The following is a 20,140-nucleotide window of genomic DNA, read 5'->3' on the forward strand; positions in this document are numbered from 1 at the left end:
GTGAATTCTGTCAGCATCACAGAGTATAGCGCAGAAAAGCCATGCCGATGCAAAACAGACAAACTACACCACGGGAGAATCCGGCCCGATCAGCCGCGTCGGAGAAACATCCCGTCTGTCTGACAAAGGAGGACGTATGCAGCGAAATCCTGTGCATGTGCACAAAACGACAAACTTCCCGGATGCCATGAACACGACCGATGCCTTGATCGCCATTCTGGAAAGCTCCTTTGACGGGATTTACATCACCGACGGACAGGCCAATACCATCTGGATCAACCATTCTTATCAAGTGATTTCGGGTCTGAACGAAAAGGATGTAATCGGTAAAAACATGACCGAGCTGGAGAAATACGGGATTATCTCGCGCTCCGCTTCCCTGATGGCCCTCAAAAGCAGAAACACCATCACCATCGATCAGACTTTCCGTACCGGAAAACGCGCCATCGTCACCAGCACTCCCGTTTTCGACGAGCAAAACGAGATCATCATGGTGGTTACCAACGTGCGCGATATTTCGGAGCTGTACAATCTGAAAGAACAGCTGGCGCAAAAGCAGGAGCAGGCCCAGCGCTACGAAGGAGAAATCGAGGTCATCCGCAAGCAGCTGATGCAGACCAGCGACATGGTGGTGGCCGACGCAAAAATGCTGAACCTGCTGCGCATGGTAGGGCGGGCTGCCCTGCTGGACACGCCGGTTCTGCTGCTTGGGGAAACCGGCGTCGGCAAAGAGATGGTCGCCTCTTACCTACATAAGAAAAGCCCCCGAAGAGACGGGCCGTTCATCAAGGTGAACTGCGGCGCCATACCGGAGGCTCTGGCCGAAAGCGAGCTGTTCGGCTACGAGCGCGGCGCTTTCACCGGTGCCAACAGAGAAGGAAAAGCCGGCCTGTTTGAGATCGCCGACAAGGGCACCATCTTCCTCGACGAGGTGGGCGAGCTGCCGGCCAGCCTGCAGGTAAAGCTGCTGCGCGTTCTGCAGGAGCAGGAGATCGTGCGCGTGGGCACCGGCAAGCCGATCAAGGTGGATGTGCGGGTCGTGGCCGCCACCAACCGCGACATGGAGAGCATGGTCAAAAGCGGCAGACTGCGGGAGGACCTGTACTACCGGCTGAATGTGTTCCCGGTCCACATTCCCCCGCTGCGCGAGCGGCAGGACGATATTCCAAAGCTGGCACAAAACATGCTGGAAACCCTGAATAAAAAATATAACCAGAATAAATCTCTTACGCAAAGCGCCTTCATCAGCCTTTTGGAATACAGCTGGCCTGGCAATGTGCGCGAGCTGAAAAACGTTATGGAGCGTTCCTTCATCATCAGCGACGCGGACGAAATCGACAGCGCGCATCTGATGCTGCAAAACGCGCGGCTCTGTCCAGACCCCGGCGACAGCAGCGAGGACTTCGATTTGAAGGCGTATCTTGAAAAAATTGAAAAAGAGTATATCGATAAAGCATACGAAAACAAAAAAAATGTTCGTTCAGCCGCGCAAAGCCTTCGCATGGATCCGGCTACCTATGTGCGCAAGCGCCAGAAATACAATGTAAAACTAAAATAGAACGAATTTCAGAACGTCGGTTTTCTCCCACGTTTTTGCGGAAGAGAAAATCAATAACTTTTTTCGAAGTCTGTTGTTGCCATATCAAAAATAAAACAGAGCCCGATTCCGGTTCTGACATACAAAACCAGCGCCGACACAAGCTCCGCTTCTGTTGGCGCTGGTTTGTTTCATATCAGCATCGGTGTTTCAAAAATAAAACAACAACACGTGATCCATTATGTCGAATTCATAAAAAAATAGTAAATTCACTCAATTTACTATGCCGTTTTCCAATATTCATTCCGGTTCGGAATTTAAGTTCTCTTCTATTCTCAAAATTCAATTGACGAAAGTCCAAAAAAGACCGATCTAAAATTGTCGGATTCGTAGAATCGGCAAATCAACGCACACGAATCATCACATATGGCACGGAACTTGCTCTAACTCTTTTACAACAGGCTTTCCACAAGAGCCAACTCAAATTATAAGGAGGAACCAAAATGAAACTGTACATCCTGAACACCGGTTATCTGGAGACAGACAAAAACAATGTAGTCGCCTGTTCCACCATCGGAACCTACAGCCAGCCGCAGGTCACCAACAAATGGATTAAACTGCCCGTCATGGCTTTTCTGATCGATACCGGAGACGGATACATCCTCTATGACACCGGCAGCAACCCGGAGGCCATGAACGGCTACTGGCCCAAGAATCTGCAGGAAGTGTACCCCCTCTACCAGAAAGAGGAAGAGCGCCTCGAAAATCAGCTTGCTCTGGTCGGCGTAAAGCCCGAGGACATCAAGACGGTCGTCGTTTCTCACATGCACCTTGACCATGCCGGCAACCTGCATCTGTTCCCCCATGCAGACGTGTATGTACCGAAGGCAGACTTCCTCAATGCGCAGGCACAGGTACACCTGAATCCGGACCCGACCACGCACGGCGGCTATGTCAAGGGTGATATGGACGTTTCCGTAAAGCAGTATCACCTGATCGACAGCGACTTCGAGCTGGTTCCCGGTGTGGACGTTGTCAACCTGCCCGGCCATACTCCCGGACTGCTCGGCCTTGTGGTACATATGGAGAACAGCACCTTCATTCTGCCGCAGGACGCCGTATACACCTCCGAGATTTACGGCCCGCCCGCCAAAATGTCCGGCCTGCTGTACGACAGCCTGGCGCACTTCCAGTCTGTTCAGAAGGTCCACGATTTAGAAGAAAAATACAACGGCAAGGTGGTCTTTGCCCACGATTATGAGTTCTTCCAGACCCTAAAGACCGCCCCGCACTACTACGACTGACGCACACGCCAGCCATTTCACATTTTGAATCAATTTGAATCATTCACAGAAGGAATCCATTCGGCCCATTATCTCAGAAAGAAGGAATTTCACCATGGCACTTATGACCGGAGAACAATATATCGAAAGCATCCGCAAGCTGAATCTGCAGATTTACATGTTCGGCGAGAAAATTGAGAGCCCGGTAGATCACCCGATTCTGCGCCCGTCGCTGAATTCGGTCCGCATGACCTATGATCTGGCGCAGGACCCCCAGTACGAGGATTTGATGACCGCTACCTCTGCGATCACTGGGAACAAGATCAACCGCTTCTGTCATATCCACCACAGCACACAGGATCTGGTAAACAAGGTGAAAATGCAGCGTCTGCTCGGCCAGAAAACCGCTTCCTGTTTTCAGCGCTGTGTAGGCATGGACGCGTTCAACGCGCTCTATTCCACCACCTTTGAGACCGACCAGCAGTACAAAACCAATTATTTTGAGAACTTCAAAAAGTTTGCGATCGCCACCGAAGAGAACGACTGGACGGTAGATGGCGCGATGACCGACCCCAAGGGCGACCGTTCGCTGGCCCCCCACGCACAGCCTGACGCCGACATGTACCTGCATGTGGTGGAGCGCCGCCCCGACGGCATTATTGTGCGCGGCGCAAAAGCACACCAGACCGGTATCATCAACTCCCACGAAGTGATCGTCATGCCCACCATCGCGATGGGCCCAGACGACAAGGATTATGCCGTTTCGTTTGCCGTACCGACCGACGCCGAGGGCATTTTCATGATTATCGGCCGCCAGAGCTGCGACACCCGCAAGCTGGAAGGCAGCGAGATGGACGTGGGCAACAGCGAGTTCGGCGGCGTAGAGGCTCTGGTGGTATTCGACAACGTGTTTGTTCCGAACGACCGCATTTTCCTCAACGGCGAAGTCGAGTTTGCCGGAATGCTGGTAGAGCGCTTTGCCGGTTACCACAGACAGAGCTACGGCGGCTGTAAGGTCGGCGTGGGCGACGTTCTGATCGGCGCGGCTGCGCTGGCTGCCGAGTACAACGGCGTAGAGCGCGCTTCCGCCGTGAAGGATAAGCTGATCGAGATGGTGCACCTGAACGAAACCCTGTTTGCCTGCGGCATCGCGTGCTCTTCGGAGGGCAAGCCCACCCCGTCCGGCAACTACCTGATCGATCTGCTGCTCGCCAACGTCTGTAAGCAGAACGTGACCCGCTTCCCCTATGAAATTGTGCGGCTGGCCGAGGATATCGCCGGCGGCCTGATGGTGACCGCTCCGTCTGAAAAAGACCTGCGCGACCCAGTGGTAGGCCCCTATGTGGACAAATACCTGCGCGGCGTCAACGCGGTTTCCACCGAGAATCGTCTGCGCGTTCTGCGCCTGATCGAAAATATGTCTCTCGGCACGGCGGCTGTCGGCTACCGCACCGAATCCATGCATGGCGCGGGTTCCCCGCAGGCGCAGCGCATCATGATCGCCCGCCAGGGCAATATCAGCGCGAAAAAGAAGCTGGCCAAGGCCATCGCGCATATCGACTAATCTGCTTGTGTTTTCCGGTTTTGTACCCGCCGCCCGTGCTACCCCCCGGGCGGCGGGGAATCGGAATCAACCAATCGAGGTGTTTTTCATGACCCAACTGACTGAAATCGAACGCCTGCTGGAAGAACAGGTTCGTCCGCAGCTTGCCCTGCACCAGGGGAACCTCAGCATCATCAGCCTGACGGACGACGTGCTGACCATTCGCCTCCTGGGCGCCTGTGCCAACTGCCCGTCCGCTTCCCTGACCACCGAGGAGCTGATCGCCTCCGCCGTGCAAAGCCGTTTCCCGCAGATCCGGCACGTCGTGCTCGACACCGGCGTCAGCGATTCTCTTTTACGGCAGGCGCGGGAGTTTCTGACCAGCCGGCATACCGGCACAAAAAATCAACAAGGAGTGACGTAATATGTCCTGGCAGGAGTTTTATCAGCAAAAGCGGATGACGGCAGAGCAGGCCGTTTCTCATATCAAATCCGGCAACCGCGTGGTCGTGGCTCACGCCACCGGTGAACCCAGCGCACTGATCGACGCGATGGTAAAAAACGCCGACGCTTACCGCAATGTGGAGATTGTTCACATGGTGGCAATGGGCAAAGGCGAATACTGCCTGCCCGAATACGCGGAGAACTTCCGCCACAACAGTCTGTTTTTAGGGGCGTCCACCAGAGACGCCATCGCGAAAGGGCGCGGGGATTTCACCCCGGTATATTTCTCGCAGATTCCCGACCTTCTGCGCGAAGAGCTGCATCCCAATGTGGCGCTGCTTCACCTTTCCCCGCCGGATGAACATGGCTACTGCAGCTACGGCGTTTCGGTGGACTATACAAAGCCCGCCGCAGAAATCGCGGACCTGCGCATCGCCCAGATCAACCCCAACATGCCCCGCACCCTCGGCGACAGCTTCATCCACGTGAGCGAGCTGGACTGCATCGTAGAGGTGGATGACCCCATCATTGAGCTGGGGCAGGCAAAAATTGGAGAAACCGAGTGCGCCATCGGGGAGCACTGCGCCTCGCTCATTCAGGACGGAGACTGTTTGCAGCTTGGCATCGGCGCGATTCCCGACGCGGTTCTGCTGTTCCTCAAGGAAAAGAAAGACCTGGGAATTCATTCCGAAATGTTCTCGGACGGCGTGGTCGAGCTGGTGGAAGCTGGCGTGATCACCAACCGCCGCAAGACCCTGCACAAGGGCCAATGCGTCGTCACCTTCCTGATGGGCAGCAAGCGCCTGTACGATTATGTCAACAACAATCCGTCTGTCGCAATGTATCCGGTGGATTATGTCAACAATCCCGCTGTCATCGCGAAAAATGACAGTCTGGTTTCCATCAACTCCTGCATTCAGGTTGACCTGATGGGCCAGGTCGTTTCCGACAGCATCGGCCCGCGGCAGTTTTCCGGCGTGGGCGGCCAGGTCGATTTCGTGCGCGGCGCAAACCTGAGCCGCGGCGGCAAGAGTATTATGGCCATGCCGTCATCCTTAGTAAAAAAGGACGGCACGCGCGTTTCCAAAATCGCGGTGCAAATCGATGCGGGCGCGGCGGTGACCACCTCCCGCTACGACGTGAATTATATCGTCACGGAATTCGGCGTTGCCAAGCTGAAGGGCAAAACCCTGCGCGACCGCGCGAAGGCACTCATCGAAATCGCTCACCCGGATTTCCGGGATGAGCTGATGGAAGAATTCCATCGCCGTTTCGGAGTATAACATCTTTCAACGATACACTCTCCCACACCAAAGGCACCGGAGAGGCTCCGGCCTCTCCGGTGCGCTTTCTACAATAATACGCAGGCCGCCGAAAAAGGCGGCAGGCACCACTTGCCACTCTCTGGAGGAAATTGACACCATGACTCATTTGGAACAATACAATCAGATATTTATGAAGCTGTTCGGCGTTGCGGAGGAAGACCTCCCCTCACTGATTTATCTGCGCGGCAACTGGGATTCCCTGCAGCATATCGAGATGATCACCATGATGGAGGACACCTTCAATATTTCCATCAACTCCACCGACGTCATCCTGTTTAACAGCTATGAAAAAGGAAAAGAGATTTTGAGGAAATACGACGTGGAGGTCTGACCATGTTTTTTCCATTGGAACAGCATCCGCCGGAGCAGCCCGCGCTGGTGGAACCAAACGGAGCCGTGCTGACCTATTCTCAGCTCGCGGCTGCCGTAAACCATGTGGCGGAATGGCCGGTGCAGCGCACTTTGATCTTCTGCCTGACCAGCAGCACCATCGGCTTTACTGCAGGATATGTGGGCTTTTTGTCCACGCAAGCGGTGCCCCTGCTTCTGGACAGCGAGCTGACCCCGGAGCTTCTAAGCCGCCTGATTACACTGTACCGCCCCAGCTTTTTGTGGGTTCCGCAGAAAAAATCCGGCGCGTTTTCCAAATACACGCCGGTACAGACACTGTATGATTACACCCTGCTGCAAACGGACTGTACCGACTGCCCGCAGCTGCACCCGGAGCTCTCGCTGCTGCTGACCACCTCTGGCTCAACAGGCAGCCCCAAGCTGGTGCGCCAGAGCGCACGCAATCTTCTTTCCAACGCCGAGGCAATCGCGCAGTATCTGGAGCTCAACTCCACCTCTGAGCGCCCGATCCTGACCTTGCCGCTGCATTACACCTTTGGCCTTTCGATTCTGCACAGCCACCTGCTGACAGGCGGGACCGTGCTGCTGAGCGAGTACAGTGTGATCCAGCAGGAGTTTTGGGATTATTTTGAGCGCGAAAAAGCCACCAGCATCAGCGGGGTACCCATGACCTACACCCTGCTGGAGCGCGCCGGATTCTTTGAGCGCGAGCTGCCGAGCCTGCGGTATTTTACACAGGCCGGGGGCAAGCTGCCGCACCGGATGCACCAGCGCTGTGCCGAATTTGCCCGGGAACGCGGGCTGCGTTTTTACGCGATGTACGGCCAGACAGAGGCCACCGCCCGCATGAGCTACCTGCCCTGGCGGCTGGCAGAAGAAAAATGCGGCACCATCGGAATTGCCATACCGGGCGGGGTCTTCCGCCTAGTTGGCGACAGCGGGGAGGAAATCACGGAGCCGTACCGGGAGGGCGAGCTGGTGTATGAGGGGCCGAACGTGACCCTCGGCTATGCGCAGGGCCCGGTCGATCTGGCGCGGGGCGATGATTTCGGCGGCATGCTGTTTACCGGCGACCTCGCCATGCGGGATACGGACGGCTGCTATACCGTTACCGGGCGCAAGAAGCGGATGGTAAAGCTGTTCGGCAGCCGCGTAAGCCTGGACGAATGCGAGCGCCTGCTGCGTGAGCAGTTCGGCGGCGCGGATTTCGCGTGCCTGGGGCGCGACGATCATATCGATCTGTTCGTCACCGAGTCCTCGGATTGCACCGCGCAGAACGCGCTTACTTATCTGTCTGAAACCCTTCGTTTTCCCGTGTGGGCCTTTGGCGCACATCCCATCGCGGAAATTCCCAGAAACGAGGCCGGGAAAATCCAATACCCGCGCCTGGAGGAGCTGCTATGACAAAGGATGTTGCACATCTGCTGGAAATACCGCCGTTTTCTCTGCCGCAGTCGGCAAAGGAGGCCTTGTTCTTCCCCGCGGCACTGGAGCTGACCCGTTACCACAGCGCCCACTGTGAGCCGTATGCCAATATTCTGCGCGCGCTGGAATTTGACCCCGAAACGATCCACAGCACGCAGGAGCTGCCCTTTCTCCCCAGCGGCCTGTTCAAATCCATGCGGCTGAGCAGCGTTCCCTCCGAGCAGGAATACGCCCGCTCCCTTACCTCCTCCGGTACCACAGGAAGCCAGACCGTTCATGTGGAGCTGGACCGGGAGACCTCCGCCGACCAGCAGCGCGCACTGGCGCACATTGCTGCAGATTTCATCGGCGGAGCGCGCCTGCCGATGCTGATTCTCGATCAGCCGTCCATCCTTGCTTATGGCAGCGGGCTTTCCGCACGGGCCGCCGGAATCCTGGGCTTTTCTATTTTTGCCCGGCGGCGCGTGTTTGCCCTGCGGGAGGATTTAACGCTTGATCTGCCGGCCATCCGCGCGTTTCTGGAGCAGGCAAACGGCGGGCCGTTTCTTTTGTTCGGCTTCACCTTTATGGTGTGGAAATATTTTTGCCAGGCGCTGCGCGACTCTGCGGAACATCTGGATTTTTCGGGCGGAATCCTCATTCACGGGGGCGGCTGGAAGAAGCTTCTCGATCAGGCCGTGCCGCCGGAGGAATTCCAGCGCGCCCTGAATGAGTGCTGCGGGCTGCATCGCATTTACAATTATTACGGTATGGCAGAGCAGGCCGGTTCCGTCTTTTTTCAATGCGAGGCTGGGCGCTTTCATGCCAGCGAGCTTTCCGAGGTATTCGTGCGCAGGGCGGAGGATTTCTCCCTGTGCGAGCCGAGAGAAGCGGGTATTCTGCAGGTTCTTTCTCTGCTGCCGCGCTCTTACCCCGGCCACAGTCTGCTAACGGAGGACGAGGGCGTTTTTCTGGGTGTGGATGACTGCCCCTGCGGCAGGCTGGGGAAAAACTTTCTGGTCAGCGGCCGCCTGCAGCAGGCGCAGCTCAGGGGGTGCAGCGATGTCTACGCAGGATAAGAAATTTGTACTGCTCACTGGGGAGCTGTCTTCTTTAGAGCAGGATATGCCGCCTTTCTCCATTTTTGAGGAGCAGGTGCTTCAGTTCCTGAACGCATTGAGCATCAGGCTGCGCCGAAACCCCGAAGCACACCCCTTTCCCGACCTTTCCGCCTTCGCGTTCTGGTGCCGGGGCAGCCATCTCCGGCAGCTCGCAAAGGGTCAGAATACGGAGAGCCTGTGCTTCGGCCGCGGGCTGGCGTTTCATGTGTGCCCCGGCAACGTTCCGCTGAACTTTGCGTACTCGCTGGCGGCGGGTTTGCTGGCAGGGTGCGCCTGCGCGGTTCGCCTTTCCTCACGTGATTTTCCGCAGGCAAGGCTGCTGTGCCGTGAAATGGACGCACTGCTGCACGCTGAATTTCGAGGACTTCTGCCCTATATCACCTGTTTTCAGTGCGAACACGGTCACCCGGTTCTGGCGCGGCTGTCGGAACGCTGCGGCGTGCGCGTTCTGTGGGGCGGCGACGAGGCGATCCGGCAAATCCGGCAGCTGCCGCTTTCTCCGCGTGCGGTGGAGTTTTCCTTTGCCAGCCGCTATTCCGTGTGCGTCATCGACGCAGGGGCATTCCTGAGCGACCCGAACCCGGAGCAGCTTTCGGAACGCTTTTATTCGGACGCTTACTTTGCCGGACAATGGGCCTGCACCTCTCCCCGCGCTCTGCTTTGGCTGGGGGAGAACACACAAGTTGAAGCGGCCCAAAAAATTTTGTGGCAAGAGGTGGAACGCCTGTGCCAAAACCGGGCGGATTTTCTGCCGGTTCACGCGGTCAAAAAGCGGGAGCATTTCTGCCGGATGGCGGCCCAAAACCCGGAAGTCCGCCTGTGCGCGCAAAGCAACCATGCCGTGCGGGTGCTGACGCCACGCCTGACTCCGGAGCTGCTGGAGCTTTGGACCGGCGACGGCTTGTTTCTGGAAACCCATGCACAGACACTCGATGCGCTGCTCCCCATCTTAGGGGAACGCTGCCAGACGCTTTGCTATTATGGAATCGAAACGGCAGAGCTGCGGGAATTTCTGCGTCGTGCACGTCCCGCGGGAGTTGACCGTGTCGTTCCGCTTGGCAGCAGCATGCAGTTTTCTCTGGTATGGGACGGAATCGATTTGATCCGTGCTATGAGCCGCAGCGTTGAATTTTCCTAGCAGTAACCGAAAGGAAACAATATGATGACACCTTTATCCATTGGGGATTGTGCAGAGCGCACCAGAAGCTTTTCACCGCAGGACCTTGAGGACTACATGCGGCTGACAGGCGATCAGAATCCCCTGCACACCTTGGAATCAGGGGAAAGCCGTTTCGGCGCGCCCATCGTTCACGGCATGCTGCTGGCCGGGATGATCTCTGCGCTGATCGGCACACAGCTCCCCGGGCCGGGCTCCGTTTATGTCAGTCAGGAGCTTCGTTTCATCCGCCCGGTATTCTGCGGCGACACTGTCACCGCCGCCTGCCGGGTCGCGCAGATTTACCCGGAAAACGGGCAGGTGCGCCTGCGGGTACAGATCCGCAACCAGAAACAGGAGCTCGTTCTTTCCGGCTACGCGGTGGTTCTGCCGCCCTGAAGACATAGAAAATGAAATGAAACAGAAAGAACTCCCTCGCCAAAAACGAGGGAGTTCTTTCTGTTTCATTCAGAGATTAAATATCAGCCTTTTGCGAAAAAGCGGGCGAACAGCTCATCCTGCTCTGGCAGGTGCGTTACAAAGCCGATCGCAATTTTCCCATGCGTCAGCGCAATCAGCTCTTTGGCTTTTTCCTCGCCGAACGCGCCGCAAAGCTCCACGGCCCCGAAGCCCTCCTGCTCCAGCTCCGTCAGCTTCTGGCGTGCCTGCTCGTAGTTGTTCACCGTAAAAATACTGGTGATCTGTTTTTCCGTTTCAAAATGGGCCTGGTGCTGTTCCGGCGTATAGTGTCCTCCCATCAAAACAAATGCGAATTTCTTTTTCATAGTAATATCTCCTATCTAAATTCATTTTATTTTTCTCTCAATTCAGGCCGTCGCTCAACGGCAAAGCAATTATGATTCGTTCCAGTAACGCGCTCTCTGTTCCGGGGTCAGCGACTGGGCAAAGGTGCTTTTCAGCAGCAGAAAATGCTCCAGCTCATTAAAAATGTGCAGCAGGGCGGCGCGGTCTTCAAATTCCTCGCGGGTACGGGGCAGCTCGCTGGCGCGGAATTCCGCTCGAATTTTGTTCGCGTCGTCAAGCAGCGCCGCCGCGTTGTTCGATTCCCCAAAGGTAGAAGAAATCCTGCGCAGAAATACGGCAATCTGCTCCGCCTGGGACGGCGCTCCGTTGAGCCGGAGAAGGCCGATCTGAATGCGCTGAAGAACCAGAAACTGGTTGGTACGCATGTCGATGTATTCCCGGTAATAATTCAGGTCGAGGGTCAGCGCATTGTCGGCAGCTCGGTTTGCCTGCGCACGCGCCTGCTCCAGCAGACGCTCCAGCTCCGAAAATTTTGGGAGATGGGAAACCGTATGGCCCTGAATCGCATCCGCAATCTGATCCAGCACCCGGCAGATCGCAGAATCGATCTCCCCCTGCGCCTCGCGGATGGCATGGAGCCCGACCGGTAAAAACAGGTTCAACAGAATACCGATGCCCGCGCCGATCACAAGGAGCAGAAGCTCGTTGCCGATCAGCCCGAGCGCCATGGAGCGCTCTACCCAATAATGGGTGACCAGCACCGAACACATGGCAATATCCGCAGCGGCGGAAAACGTATGGCACAGCGTAACAAACGCCAGCAGATAAATACCAAGGGCCGCAACCGTATAGCCCAGCAGCTGAAAGCTGAAAAACGCAATGGCCGTCGCCGCCAGAAAAATCGGGATACGGCGCCCCGCGGTGATCAGCGTTTCCCGCTTCGTTTCCTGCAGACTGAGCAGCGTAATGATGCCTGCCGCCGTGGGGTATTGCAGCCCCAGCGCAAGTGCCAAGGCAATGGCGGCACAGGCCCCTGCCGCCGCCTTTACCGCCTTGATTCCTGCAGATTTGAGCAAAGTCTTCAAACGCATCCCCCTTCGCAAGCCGGAGGCGGCCTGCGGTACTCTGTGCCGCGCTCCCAATCTTTGACTTTATTATATTGGGTTATCCTCACAATTTCAACTCTGAGCAGTAGCAACAGGAAATTTCCCGCATATTATAGACAAAATACAGCCGCCAATCGGACAAGCACTAGGTAATGGCTCCCCATAAAGTTCGTGGAACTGCAGGCGTATTCCGAAACAGCCGCACCCTGAGAAACGGCAGACAGTAAAAAAGTGCATGGAACCGCTTTTCAGCGGCCAATCCATGCACTTTTTATCATGATTCAGAGGATTCTTCCCGCCTCGCTCTGGCGGTTTCTTTGCATTGGTTCGCCGAAATGGCGTAAATCCGTTCCGGCCGCAGGCAGGGGAAACCCTGTCGACACCGCCAATCACGAATCATCCATCCAGTTGAAGCGGCCTGATCTTGCGGACGACATCCAGCAGTGTGCCGTCTCTCGCTTCCACAACGGCAACAACCTGATCTTCCCACTCCAGCGCATCAGGAGTTCCCACCAGGCTGTAAGCTTTGTCGCGCAGCCATTCAATCGTCACGTGTTCGATACCGGCGGCATCCAGGCATTGTGCCAAATCGTTGCGCAGGGGGTTGACCGCGATACCGTAATCCGTCACCAGAATATCCACGCAGTCGCCGGGCGTGGTGACTGTTACCACCTCGTCGCACACAGTTGCCATGCGTCCGCGGGTCAGTGGTGTGACGATGATGCAGCACTTGCTGCCCGCAGCCGTATCCGGGTGGCCGCCCGGCGCACCGCGCAGGATTCCGTCGGAACCGGTGATGACGTTCACGTTAAAATCGACGTCGATCTCGAGAGCGGACAGAACCACAAAATCCAGCTGATTGACATAAGCGCCCTTGTTGGCCGGATTCGCGTACTCGCTCATGCTGATTTCGTGATGCTTTGGATGTTCGGCCAGGTGCTTGATGGCGCCCATGTCGAAATCCTGCGTATCCAGAATCGCCCCGACAAGGCCCTTGTCCAGCAACTGGCATACTGCGCTTGTCACCCCGCCCAGAGCGAAGCTCATTTTGATCCCTTTTTCCACCATGCGTTTCTCAATAAAACGGTTGACCGCCAAAGATGGGCCGCCCGCGCCGGTCTGGAATGAAAAACCGTCTGTAAAATACGGGGTCGCGGCGATCACTTCGGCCGCATGCTCCGCCATCATCAGCTCGCGCGGGTTCTCCGTGACGCGGGCTTCTTTGGTGGCGATTTTCGTCGCGTCGCCAATGCTGTCTACCACACACACGCAGTCCACATTTTCGGCAGAAATGGAGGACGGCCGGTTGGGGAAGTCCACCAGCGTATCGGTGATGATAACGGTATGGTCGGCGTAGTGGGAATCGTGAATGGCAAACCCCATCGAGCCGCAATTGTTTTTGCCGCCCACCCCCTTGGCGTTGCCCCAGCAGTCTGAGGTGGAAGCGGCCAAAAAGGCGATGTCGATATGCACTTCTCCAGCCTCGACCGCGCGGGGACGTCCTCCGTGGCTGCGGATAATGGCGGGGGTCGCGAGTTTTCCGGCGGAGATCACTTCGCCGATCCGCCCGCGGACGCCGGAGGTCTGAATGCCGATGACCTTCCCCTGCTCAATATAATCCGCAATCAGGTCCTGAGCGTTGCCAAGAGATGTCGCCGCGATGGTGATATCCTTCAGGCCCATCTCCTCCACCAGAACTTTGGCGACCATGCTGGCCACATAGTCTCCCTCTCGAAATTCGGAATGAAACGAAACGGTCATTCCGTCGTGCGCGCCGCAGCGCTCGCATGCCTTTCTGATACTGCTGCACAGCTTGCTGCTCTGCGGCTTTACATACCGGCGGGTTTTGGGGGAATCTCTTTTGATGTATTTGCCGTCCATATAATATTTTCCCTGATAGACCTCTTTGCCGTCTTTCAGGAGTTCTTCGGGGATTTCCCGATTTACTGCGTTTTTCATACTGTATCGCTTCCTCCTCGATTCGTTATAAATCACCTTTGTAAACGCCGCACGCTTTCGCAAGAGCGATCACTCTTCTGGCGTCTTCAAAGAAAGGAATATCCACCATTTTTCCGTCTACGGTGTAGACTCCCACGCCGGATTCCGCCTGCTCGTTAAAGGAGCGAACCAGCTTTTCCGCGTAAGCGATCTCTTTGGGAGTGGGCGCAAAGGTCTCGTGTACAAAACGAATCTGCTTCGGGTTGATCACGCTCTTGCCGTCGAAGCCCATCTTGCGGTTCTGAATGACCTCGGCCTGAAAGCCCTCCGTGTCGTCCAGATACGGGAACATCGTGTCAAAGCACTGCACACCCGCAGCCCGCGCGGCCAGCAGCATCTGCCCTCTGGCGGACAGCATTTCAATGCCGCCCTCTTCGATTTGAACGTGCATGCTCTTGCGGAAGTCGCCGCCCGAAATGGCGCAGCCGAACATGCGGTCCGACGCGGTGACGATCTCGTAGGCGTTCAGAATCCCTTTCGGGCTCTCCAGCGCGGCCATCAAAAGGGTTCTTCCCTCTTCGACCCCGAATTCTCTTTCCGCTGCCAGCACGTGTTCCTCCACGGTCAGAACATCCTGCGCGCTTTCACATTTGGCAATGCGGATGCCGTCTGCCCCGCCGGCCACCACACAGCGGATATCCTCCTGCCAGTGGGGCGTATCGAGGCCGTTGATGCGCACGATCACCTCGGTATCCCCGTAATCGACATTCTGCAGGGCCTGGTACAGCGAAAACCGGGCGGCGTCCTTTTGATTTTCGGCTACGGCGTCCTCCAAATCCAGAATAATGCTGTCCGCCCCATAAATGTAGGCGTCTTTGATCAGGCCGGGCTTCTGCGCGTTCATAAACATCATGGTTCTGCGCAGGCGGAATTTTTGCGGTTTCGGACGCTTGATCATCTGACCACACCTCCCCACGGGATATTTTTCTCGGAAGCGCCGCAGCTGCGGAACACCGCACATTCCACGCGCGCCTTGAGGGTGCACTCCAACGCACCTTTATCGTTCACGGTGATTTTGCCGTTCTTTACGCCAAGATGTTCCAGTGTTTCTAAAACGGTCGCCTTGATCTGGCGGCCATACTGATTCATCACGCTGCTTTCAATCGACAGCTGGATCCCGTCTGTAAACGGCTCCACCACAATCTGTGCATCGCTGGATTCCAGCGTTCCGGCGATGGCCGGCTTCTGAATTTCCATTCATTCCAACTCCTTTATGTATTTTCAGTTGAACAATTCCAATTGGGAAACGATTTTTTCTTTCTTCTTTATTTAACAGCAATCAGAACGAAATGTAAAAGTCCTCTTTTGCCTCGATTTCCATGCAAATTCAGAATACATCAATTTGTTTACAAATTGCCGAAGCCTTGTATAATAAGCTTAGCAACACTTCTGTAATTCCGCACGGAGCCGCTTTTCGTGGAATACTCTTTGAGGATTCGGCAAAGCGCAAGGATTCTGATTCAGAATGGAATCCTTACGAGATCGATTCCGAATGCATTCTATTACACATCAACACTTTTGGGGAGGATCAGAATGGACGAACGTGATTTTGAGCTGCTGGCCACTTTGAAAGAAACCCGGAACATCACTCACGCAGCAGATCTGCTGTATGTGACGCAGTCCTCCCTTTCCAAACGGATCAGCGCGATCGAGCAGGAGCTGGGCGTCACCCTGATCCTGCGCTCGCGCCAGGGCATCCATTTTACGCCGGAGGGCGAAGAGGTGCTGCGGCGCACCGCAGAGGCCGCGCACCAGCTCAGGCTGATGCGGGAAACCATCGACGCAAGCAGGGGCTATGTATGCGGCACTCTGAACGCGGGCATTTCCATCAATTACGCCCTGTACTGCCTGCCGGACATTCTGGCCGACTATCAGACAAGGTATCCTCACGTTATCACACACATTCAGACCGATTATAGCCGAAATCTATATACCCGGCTGCTCAGCGGTGCGATCGACGTCGCGATCCTGCGCGGCGAATACGAATGGACCGGAAGTAAAATTTTGCTGGGCCGCGAAAACATCTGCGCGATCTGCCCCGGCAGGGAGCAGATCCTGCCGCTTCATCAGCTCCCGTATATCGGTAGAAAGACTGACCGTATGTTTGAACGCGAGATGGCGCAGTGGATGCGCGAGCAGCATTTTCAACCGGAACGGCAGGGCATCTACGCAGATAACATCACCACCTGCGTGGAGCTGGTATCCCGAGGGCTTGGGTGGTCTATTGTTCCGGAAATCTGCCTAAAAAACTTTACCGGCTCGGTTTTTCCGCTTTCCTTTCAAAACGGGGAGCCGTTTGTCCGCTCCACATACCTGATGTATTATGACACCGTGGTTGCTCTTCCCCAGGTCAAAGCTTTTATCGACACGGTGAAAAAACAGAGAGGATAATCAGAACATGAGAATCGACTATACCATTTCGCGCATCTACGCAAGCGACATCAAGGGCAACCGGCTGGTAGACGCGCTTTTGCAGGCGGAGGGAATCAGCCGCGACCAGAACCTGGACTACACCTGCGGAATCTTTGATGCAAACGGCAGCCTGATCGCAACCGGCAGCTGCTTTGGGAACACCCTTCGCTGCCTGGCGGTAGACAGCGCCCACCAGGGCGAGGGGCTGATGAATGCAGTCGTGACCCACCTGACCGAAATTCAATTCGCCCGCGGGAACACCCGCCTGTTTTTGTACACCAAATGCAGCTCCGCCAAGTTTTTTCAAGATTTGGGATTCTATGAAATCGCCCGGGTTACAGATCGCGTCGTTTTTATGGAGAATCAGCGCACCGGATTTTCAGATTACCTGAAAAACCTTGGCACGCAGAAAAAGAGCGGACAAAAAGCGGCCGCTTTGGTTGTCAATGCAAACCCGTTTACATTAGGGCATTTGTACCTAGTGGAGAAGGCCGCCGCGGAAAACGAGGTGCTGCACCTGTTCATTGTCAGCGAGGACGTCAGTTTGGTACCCTTCTCTGTCAGAAAGCGCTTGGTTATGGAGGGAACCGCCCATTTGAAAAACATCTGTTACCACGACAGCGGGCCGTACATTATCAGCAACGCCACCTTTCCGAGCTATTTTCTGAAGGACGCCGAAACGGTCATTCACAGCCACGCTCTGCTCGATCTGACGATCTTTATCAAAATTGCGGAGGTGCTTGGCATCACCCGCCGCTATGTCGGGGAGGAGCCGACCAGTCAGGTGACGGCAATTTACAACCGCACCATGCAGGAAGAACTCCCAAAGGCCGGGATTGAATGCCTTGTGATTCCGCGAAAGGAATCACAAGGCAAACCCATCAGCGCCTCAACCGTGCGCCAGGCCATCAAAGAGGGGAACCTTTCCGCCGTGCGGTCTCTGGTACCCGAAAGCACCTACCGCTTTTTCCTGAGCGAAGAAGCCGCCCCTATTATTCAAAAAATCAAAGCCGCTGACCATGTGATCCATTATTGACCATTCAGAGAAAGAAGGGATGTTATGCTTTTGGGGCAAGAGGTTTCGTTGGAGCAAATGCTGGACTGCCGGGAACAGCGCGCCGCCATTCAGGCCCGGTACCAATCAAAACACCATCTGCCGGTGCTCTCTTTCTGCCTGAATATCCCGGGGCCGATCAAGACCTCTCCCGAAATTCAAAGGCTGTTTTTTGATGGTCAAAAAGAAATCGCCGCCGTGCTGCAAAGCATAGATTGTATCACTCTGGAAGAGACAGAAATCCACGAGCCGACCGGGGACGAATGGATTTTGTGTATCCGGCAGGACGCAGAGCTGCTAAAAGAGCGGACTTCTGCCATTGAAGAGCAGCACCCGTTGGGCCGCCTGTTCGACATTGATATCATCGGGACAGATGGGCAAAAGCTCTCGCGGGGAAGCGCGCGCAAATGCCTGATCTGCGGCGCGGATGTATGGGAATGTGCCCGGGCCCGAAAACATACGGTAGAAGAAATGCAGCAAAAAATTGAGCACATGCTTACACAGTATTTTGCGCGCTGATGTGCTCCGCCCCAGAACCACCAAAAAGAAGAAAAGGCAGGGAAACAAAATGTTTCCCTGCCTTTTCTTCTTTAGTTAAACCGAATGATAAAACCTTATCTGGAAAATAAGGTATTGTAGTTGCGGATGCTGGTCTGGCGGCCTTCGTCCGTCAGTCTGGCCAGACCGTCGAGCAGGCGGATATTCCCTTCGCGCTCCAGCGACCGCATGATCTTCGCCGTAAATTCCGGAGTCCAGCGCAGATGTACCTGTATCGTGTCAACCCCCGCTTCCGCCGCTTCTTCCTCGCTGTTTTCGTGGTTGGAGAGGTGAAAAAGCAGCGTCGCCTTGGCAAACTCGATCTTCTGATTGCTCCGTCTGCGCAGGGCACTGATCAGGCCCCTGTGAGGGGCAAAAATAAACACGAGCAGAAACACCAGGCCCGTTACCACAGCCATGCTCCCCGCAATCGAAACATCCAGCAAAGCCGCCAGCTGATAGCCGAGAACCCCGTTGACCGCGCCGATCGCGCCGCTGAGCAGCAGCATGCGTTTCAAATCGTCCGTCAGCAGATAAGCCGTTACCGGGGGGCCGATCATAAACGCAACAACCAGCACCGAGCCTACCGCCTGAAACGCGCCTACCGTAGTCAAAGAGACCAGCGTCATCAGGCCATAATGAACCAGAGCCGGAGAGAAGCCCACTACGGCGGCCAGCATGGAATCAAACGTGGCCAGCTTCAGTTCCTTGAAGAACAGAGTGATCACCGCCAGATTGATCAGCAGCAGAACTCCCGTTGTGTAAATTGCTTTTGCACCGATATCCACACCGCCTACGATCATGCGGTCAAAGGGGGCAAAGGCCAGTTCCCCCAAAAGCACGGAATCGGTATCCAGATGCACCGACCCGGCATAGCGCGTAATTAGGATAATGGCGATGGAAAAGAGCAGCGGGAACACGACCCCGATCGCGGCGTCCTCGGCCAGCAGCCGGGTGCGGCTCAGCAGCTCCGTCAGCCATACGGTCACGACGCCCATCAGCGCCGCGCCCAGAATCAGAAACGGTGAGGACAGATCGTGCGTGACAAAGAAGGCCAGCACAATCCCCAGCAGAATCGTATGTGTGATGGAGTCGGACATCATCGACATTTTTCGAAGCACCAGAAAGGTTCCCGGGAGCGCGCAGGCCACCGCAACGATCACGGCGATGATTTGGATTTCAAGTTGCGGAGCCATTCGGCACACCCCCTTCCAGCTTGTAAAGAATCCTGTTTTTCCTGCGGCGGTACAGCCGGTGCAGAATTCCCCGGCCAGGCGCAAACAGAACGCTGACCACGACAATGATGCTGACGCATACCACAATGGCCGGGCCGGTGGGCAGCTTGGGAACCAGCGAGCTGACGGCCGTTCCCGCAACGCTGGATACAGCGCCGAACAGCGCGGAAAGCGTCACCATCACCCACAGCCGGTTGGTCCACTGGCGGGCCGCCACGGCGGGAGTGATCAACATCGCGCTCATCAGGATGACGCCCACCGTCTGCAATCCGATGATGATGGCCAACACAATCATAAACGACAGCAGTAGATTGAGCTTTTTCGGGGAAAATCCAATGCTCTGCGCAAAATCGCTGTCAAAGGTGACCAGCTTGAATTCCTTCCAGAACAGCAGAACCAGAGCAAGCAGAACGAGCCCGCAGATCATCATTAATTCAATGTCTCTTTGCAGCAGCGTAGACGCCTGCCCGAAAATAAAGCGTTTGAGCCCGGCCTGATTGGAGTTGGGAATCTTCTGCACATAGGTGAGCAGAATCAGCCCCAGCCCGAAGAACACGGACATAACCAGCGCCAGAGCGCTGTCGAATTTCACGCGGGTATGCCGCACGATGCTGATAATCAACAAGGTAGCCAGCAGACCCGAAACGAGCGCGCCCAGCAAAAGCACCTCTGTGTTTTTACTGCCCAGCAGGACAAACGCCATCACGACGCCGGGCAGCGAGGAGTGAGACACGCCGTCCCCCAGCAGGCTTTGCTTGCGCAGTACGGCAAAGCTCCCCAGCACCCCGCTGATCAGCCCCAGAAGTGTGGAGCCCAGCGCCACGGTCTGAAAGGTATAGTCTTGAAATAAAGCAAGAATGCTGCTCATG

Annotated in this window: 20 protein-coding genes; 13 read left to right on the top strand and 7 right to left on the bottom strand. The window is 55.8% G+C overall.

Annotation, left to right across the window (positions count from 1 at the left end; all coding sequences use genetic code 11):
- Positions 1-136 precede the first annotated feature (136 nt).
- The 10 genes from TY09_RS01455 to TY09_RS01500 all read left to right on the top strand — a co-directional run bounded on the left by TY09_RS01455 (position 137) and on the right by TY09_RS01500 (position 10,563).
- The gene (locus TY09_RS01455) at positions 137-1,558 is read left to right on the top strand and encodes a sigma-54 interaction domain-containing protein (protein ID WP_009062772.1); all 1,422 of its coding nucleotides are present in this window, start codon (positions 137-139) and stop codon (positions 1,556-1,558) included.
- Between the two features lie 482 nt (positions 1,559-2,040).
- Positions 2,041-2,841: an N-acyl homoserine lactonase family protein gene (locus tag TY09_RS01460; protein WP_009062608.1), complete on the top strand. Its 801-nt coding sequence runs from the start codon at positions 2,041-2,043 to the stop codon at positions 2,839-2,841.
- A gap of 94 nt (positions 2,842-2,935) precedes the next feature.
- Positions 2,936-4,384: a 4-hydroxyphenylacetate 3-hydroxylase family protein gene (locus tag TY09_RS01465; protein WP_009062754.1), complete on the top strand. Its 1,449-nt coding sequence runs from the start codon at positions 2,936-2,938 to the stop codon at positions 4,382-4,384.
- 88 nt (positions 4,385-4,472) lie between these two features.
- Positions 4,473-4,787 (top strand): NifU family protein, encoded by a 315-nt coding sequence (locus TY09_RS01470; RefSeq protein WP_042430369.1) that lies wholly within the window; start codon positions 4,473-4,475, stop codon positions 4,785-4,787.
- 1 nt (position 4,788) lies between these two features.
- A complete protein-coding gene (locus TY09_RS01475) occupies positions 4,789-6,090 on the top strand; it encodes an acetyl-CoA hydrolase/transferase family protein (RefSeq protein ID WP_042430372.1) in 1,302 nt (433 codons plus the stop codon).
- A 139-nt stretch (positions 6,091-6,229) separates the two neighbouring features.
- Positions 6,230-6,463: a hypothetical protein gene (locus tag TY09_RS01480; RefSeq protein WP_042430375.1), complete on the top strand. Its 234-nt coding sequence runs from the start codon at positions 6,230-6,232 to the stop codon at positions 6,461-6,463.
- Positions 6,464-6,465: 2 nt separating this feature from the next.
- Positions 6,466-7,887, top strand: coding sequence for an AMP-binding protein (locus TY09_RS01485; protein ID WP_042430378.1), 1,422 nt, complete (start codon positions 6,466-6,468; stop codon positions 7,885-7,887).
- Positions 7,884-8,966, top strand: coding sequence for a LuxE/PaaK family acyltransferase (locus tag TY09_RS01490; protein WP_009062449.1), 1,083 nt, complete (start codon positions 7,884-7,886; stop codon positions 8,964-8,966). The genes TY09_RS01485 and TY09_RS01490 overlap by 4 nt, the downstream gene beginning before the upstream one ends.
- Positions 8,950-10,146 carry an acyl-CoA reductase gene (locus TY09_RS01495; RefSeq protein ID WP_042430382.1) on the top strand — a complete coding sequence of 399 codons (1,197 nt, stop codon included), beginning with the start codon at positions 8,950-8,952 and terminating at the stop codon, positions 10,144-10,146. Before TY09_RS01490 ends, TY09_RS01495 begins: the two co-directional genes overlap by 17 nt.
- Positions 10,147-10,167: 21 nt before the next feature.
- Positions 10,168-10,563 carry a MaoC family dehydratase gene (locus tag TY09_RS01500; protein WP_081759576.1) on the top strand — a complete coding sequence of 132 codons (396 nt, stop codon included), beginning with the start codon at positions 10,168-10,170 and terminating at the stop codon, positions 10,561-10,563.
- An 83-nt stretch (positions 10,564-10,646) separates the two neighbouring features.
- Here the strand turns inward: TY09_RS01500 and TY09_RS01505 are convergent, their stop codons facing one another.
- From TY09_RS01505 to citD, 5 genes are all read right to left on the bottom strand, one after another.
- Complete coding sequence (locus TY09_RS01505; protein WP_042430388.1) at positions 10,647-10,949, bottom strand: DUF6506 family protein; 303 nt, start codon at positions 10,947-10,949, stop codon at positions 10,647-10,649.
- A 69-nt stretch (positions 10,950-11,018) separates the two neighbouring features.
- Positions 11,019-12,014: an aromatic acid exporter family protein gene (locus tag TY09_RS01510; protein ID WP_052335534.1), complete on the bottom strand. Its 996-nt coding sequence runs from the start codon at positions 12,012-12,014 to the stop codon at positions 11,019-11,021.
- Positions 12,015-12,431: 417 nt separating this feature from the next.
- Positions 12,432-13,994, bottom strand: coding sequence for a citrate lyase subunit alpha (gene citF / locus TY09_RS01515; protein WP_042430393.1), 1,563 nt, complete (start codon positions 13,992-13,994; stop codon positions 12,432-12,434).
- A gap of 25 nt (positions 13,995-14,019) precedes the next feature.
- Complete coding sequence (locus TY09_RS01520; protein ID WP_042430396.1) at positions 14,020-14,931, bottom strand: aldolase/citrate lyase family protein; 912 nt, start codon at positions 14,929-14,931, stop codon at positions 14,020-14,022.
- On the bottom strand, positions 14,928-15,230 hold the full coding sequence (gene citD / locus TY09_RS01525) for a citrate lyase acyl carrier protein (protein WP_042430399.1): 303 nt from the start codon (positions 15,228-15,230) through the stop codon (positions 14,928-14,930). Before citD ends, TY09_RS01520 begins: the two co-directional genes overlap by 4 nt.
- Positions 15,231-15,566: 336 nt before the next feature.
- On the opposite strand from citD, the gene TY09_RS01530 reads away from it, so the two are divergent.
- From TY09_RS01530 to citX, 3 genes are read left to right on the top strand one after another with little or no spacing between them, the layout of a single operon-like run.
- Positions 15,567-16,424 carry a LysR family transcriptional regulator gene (locus TY09_RS01530; RefSeq protein ID WP_042430402.1) on the top strand — a complete coding sequence of 286 codons (858 nt, stop codon included), beginning with the start codon at positions 15,567-15,569 and terminating at the stop codon, positions 16,422-16,424.
- A 7-nt stretch (positions 16,425-16,431) separates the two neighbouring features.
- Positions 16,432-17,481: a [citrate (pro-3S)-lyase] ligase gene (gene citC, locus TY09_RS01535; protein ID WP_042430405.1), complete on the top strand. Its 1,050-nt coding sequence runs from the start codon at positions 16,432-16,434 to the stop codon at positions 17,479-17,481.
- Positions 17,482-17,505: 24 nt separating this feature from the next.
- Positions 17,506-18,018 (top strand): citrate lyase holo-[acyl-carrier protein] synthase, encoded by a 513-nt coding sequence (gene citX / locus TY09_RS01540; protein ID WP_042430407.1) that lies wholly within the window; start codon positions 17,506-17,508, stop codon positions 18,016-18,018.
- Between the two features lie 95 nt (positions 18,019-18,113).
- Here the strand turns inward: citX and TY09_RS01545 are convergent, their stop codons facing one another.
- Complete coding sequence (locus TY09_RS01545; RefSeq protein ID WP_042430410.1) at positions 18,114-19,232, bottom strand: metal ABC transporter permease; 1,119 nt, start codon at positions 19,230-19,232, stop codon at positions 18,114-18,116.
- Positions 19,216-20,139: a metal ABC transporter permease gene (locus TY09_RS01550; RefSeq protein ID WP_042430413.1), complete on the bottom strand. Its 924-nt coding sequence runs from the start codon at positions 20,137-20,139 to the stop codon at positions 19,216-19,218. The genes TY09_RS01545 and TY09_RS01550 overlap by 17 nt, the downstream gene beginning before the upstream one ends.
- Between the last annotated feature and the right edge of the window lies 1 nt (position 20,140).

This window comes from Faecalispora jeddahensis, assembly GCF_000577335.1.
GTDB classification, from domain to species: Bacteria; Bacillota; Clostridia; order Oscillospirales; family Acutalibacteraceae; genus Faecalispora; species Faecalispora jeddahensis.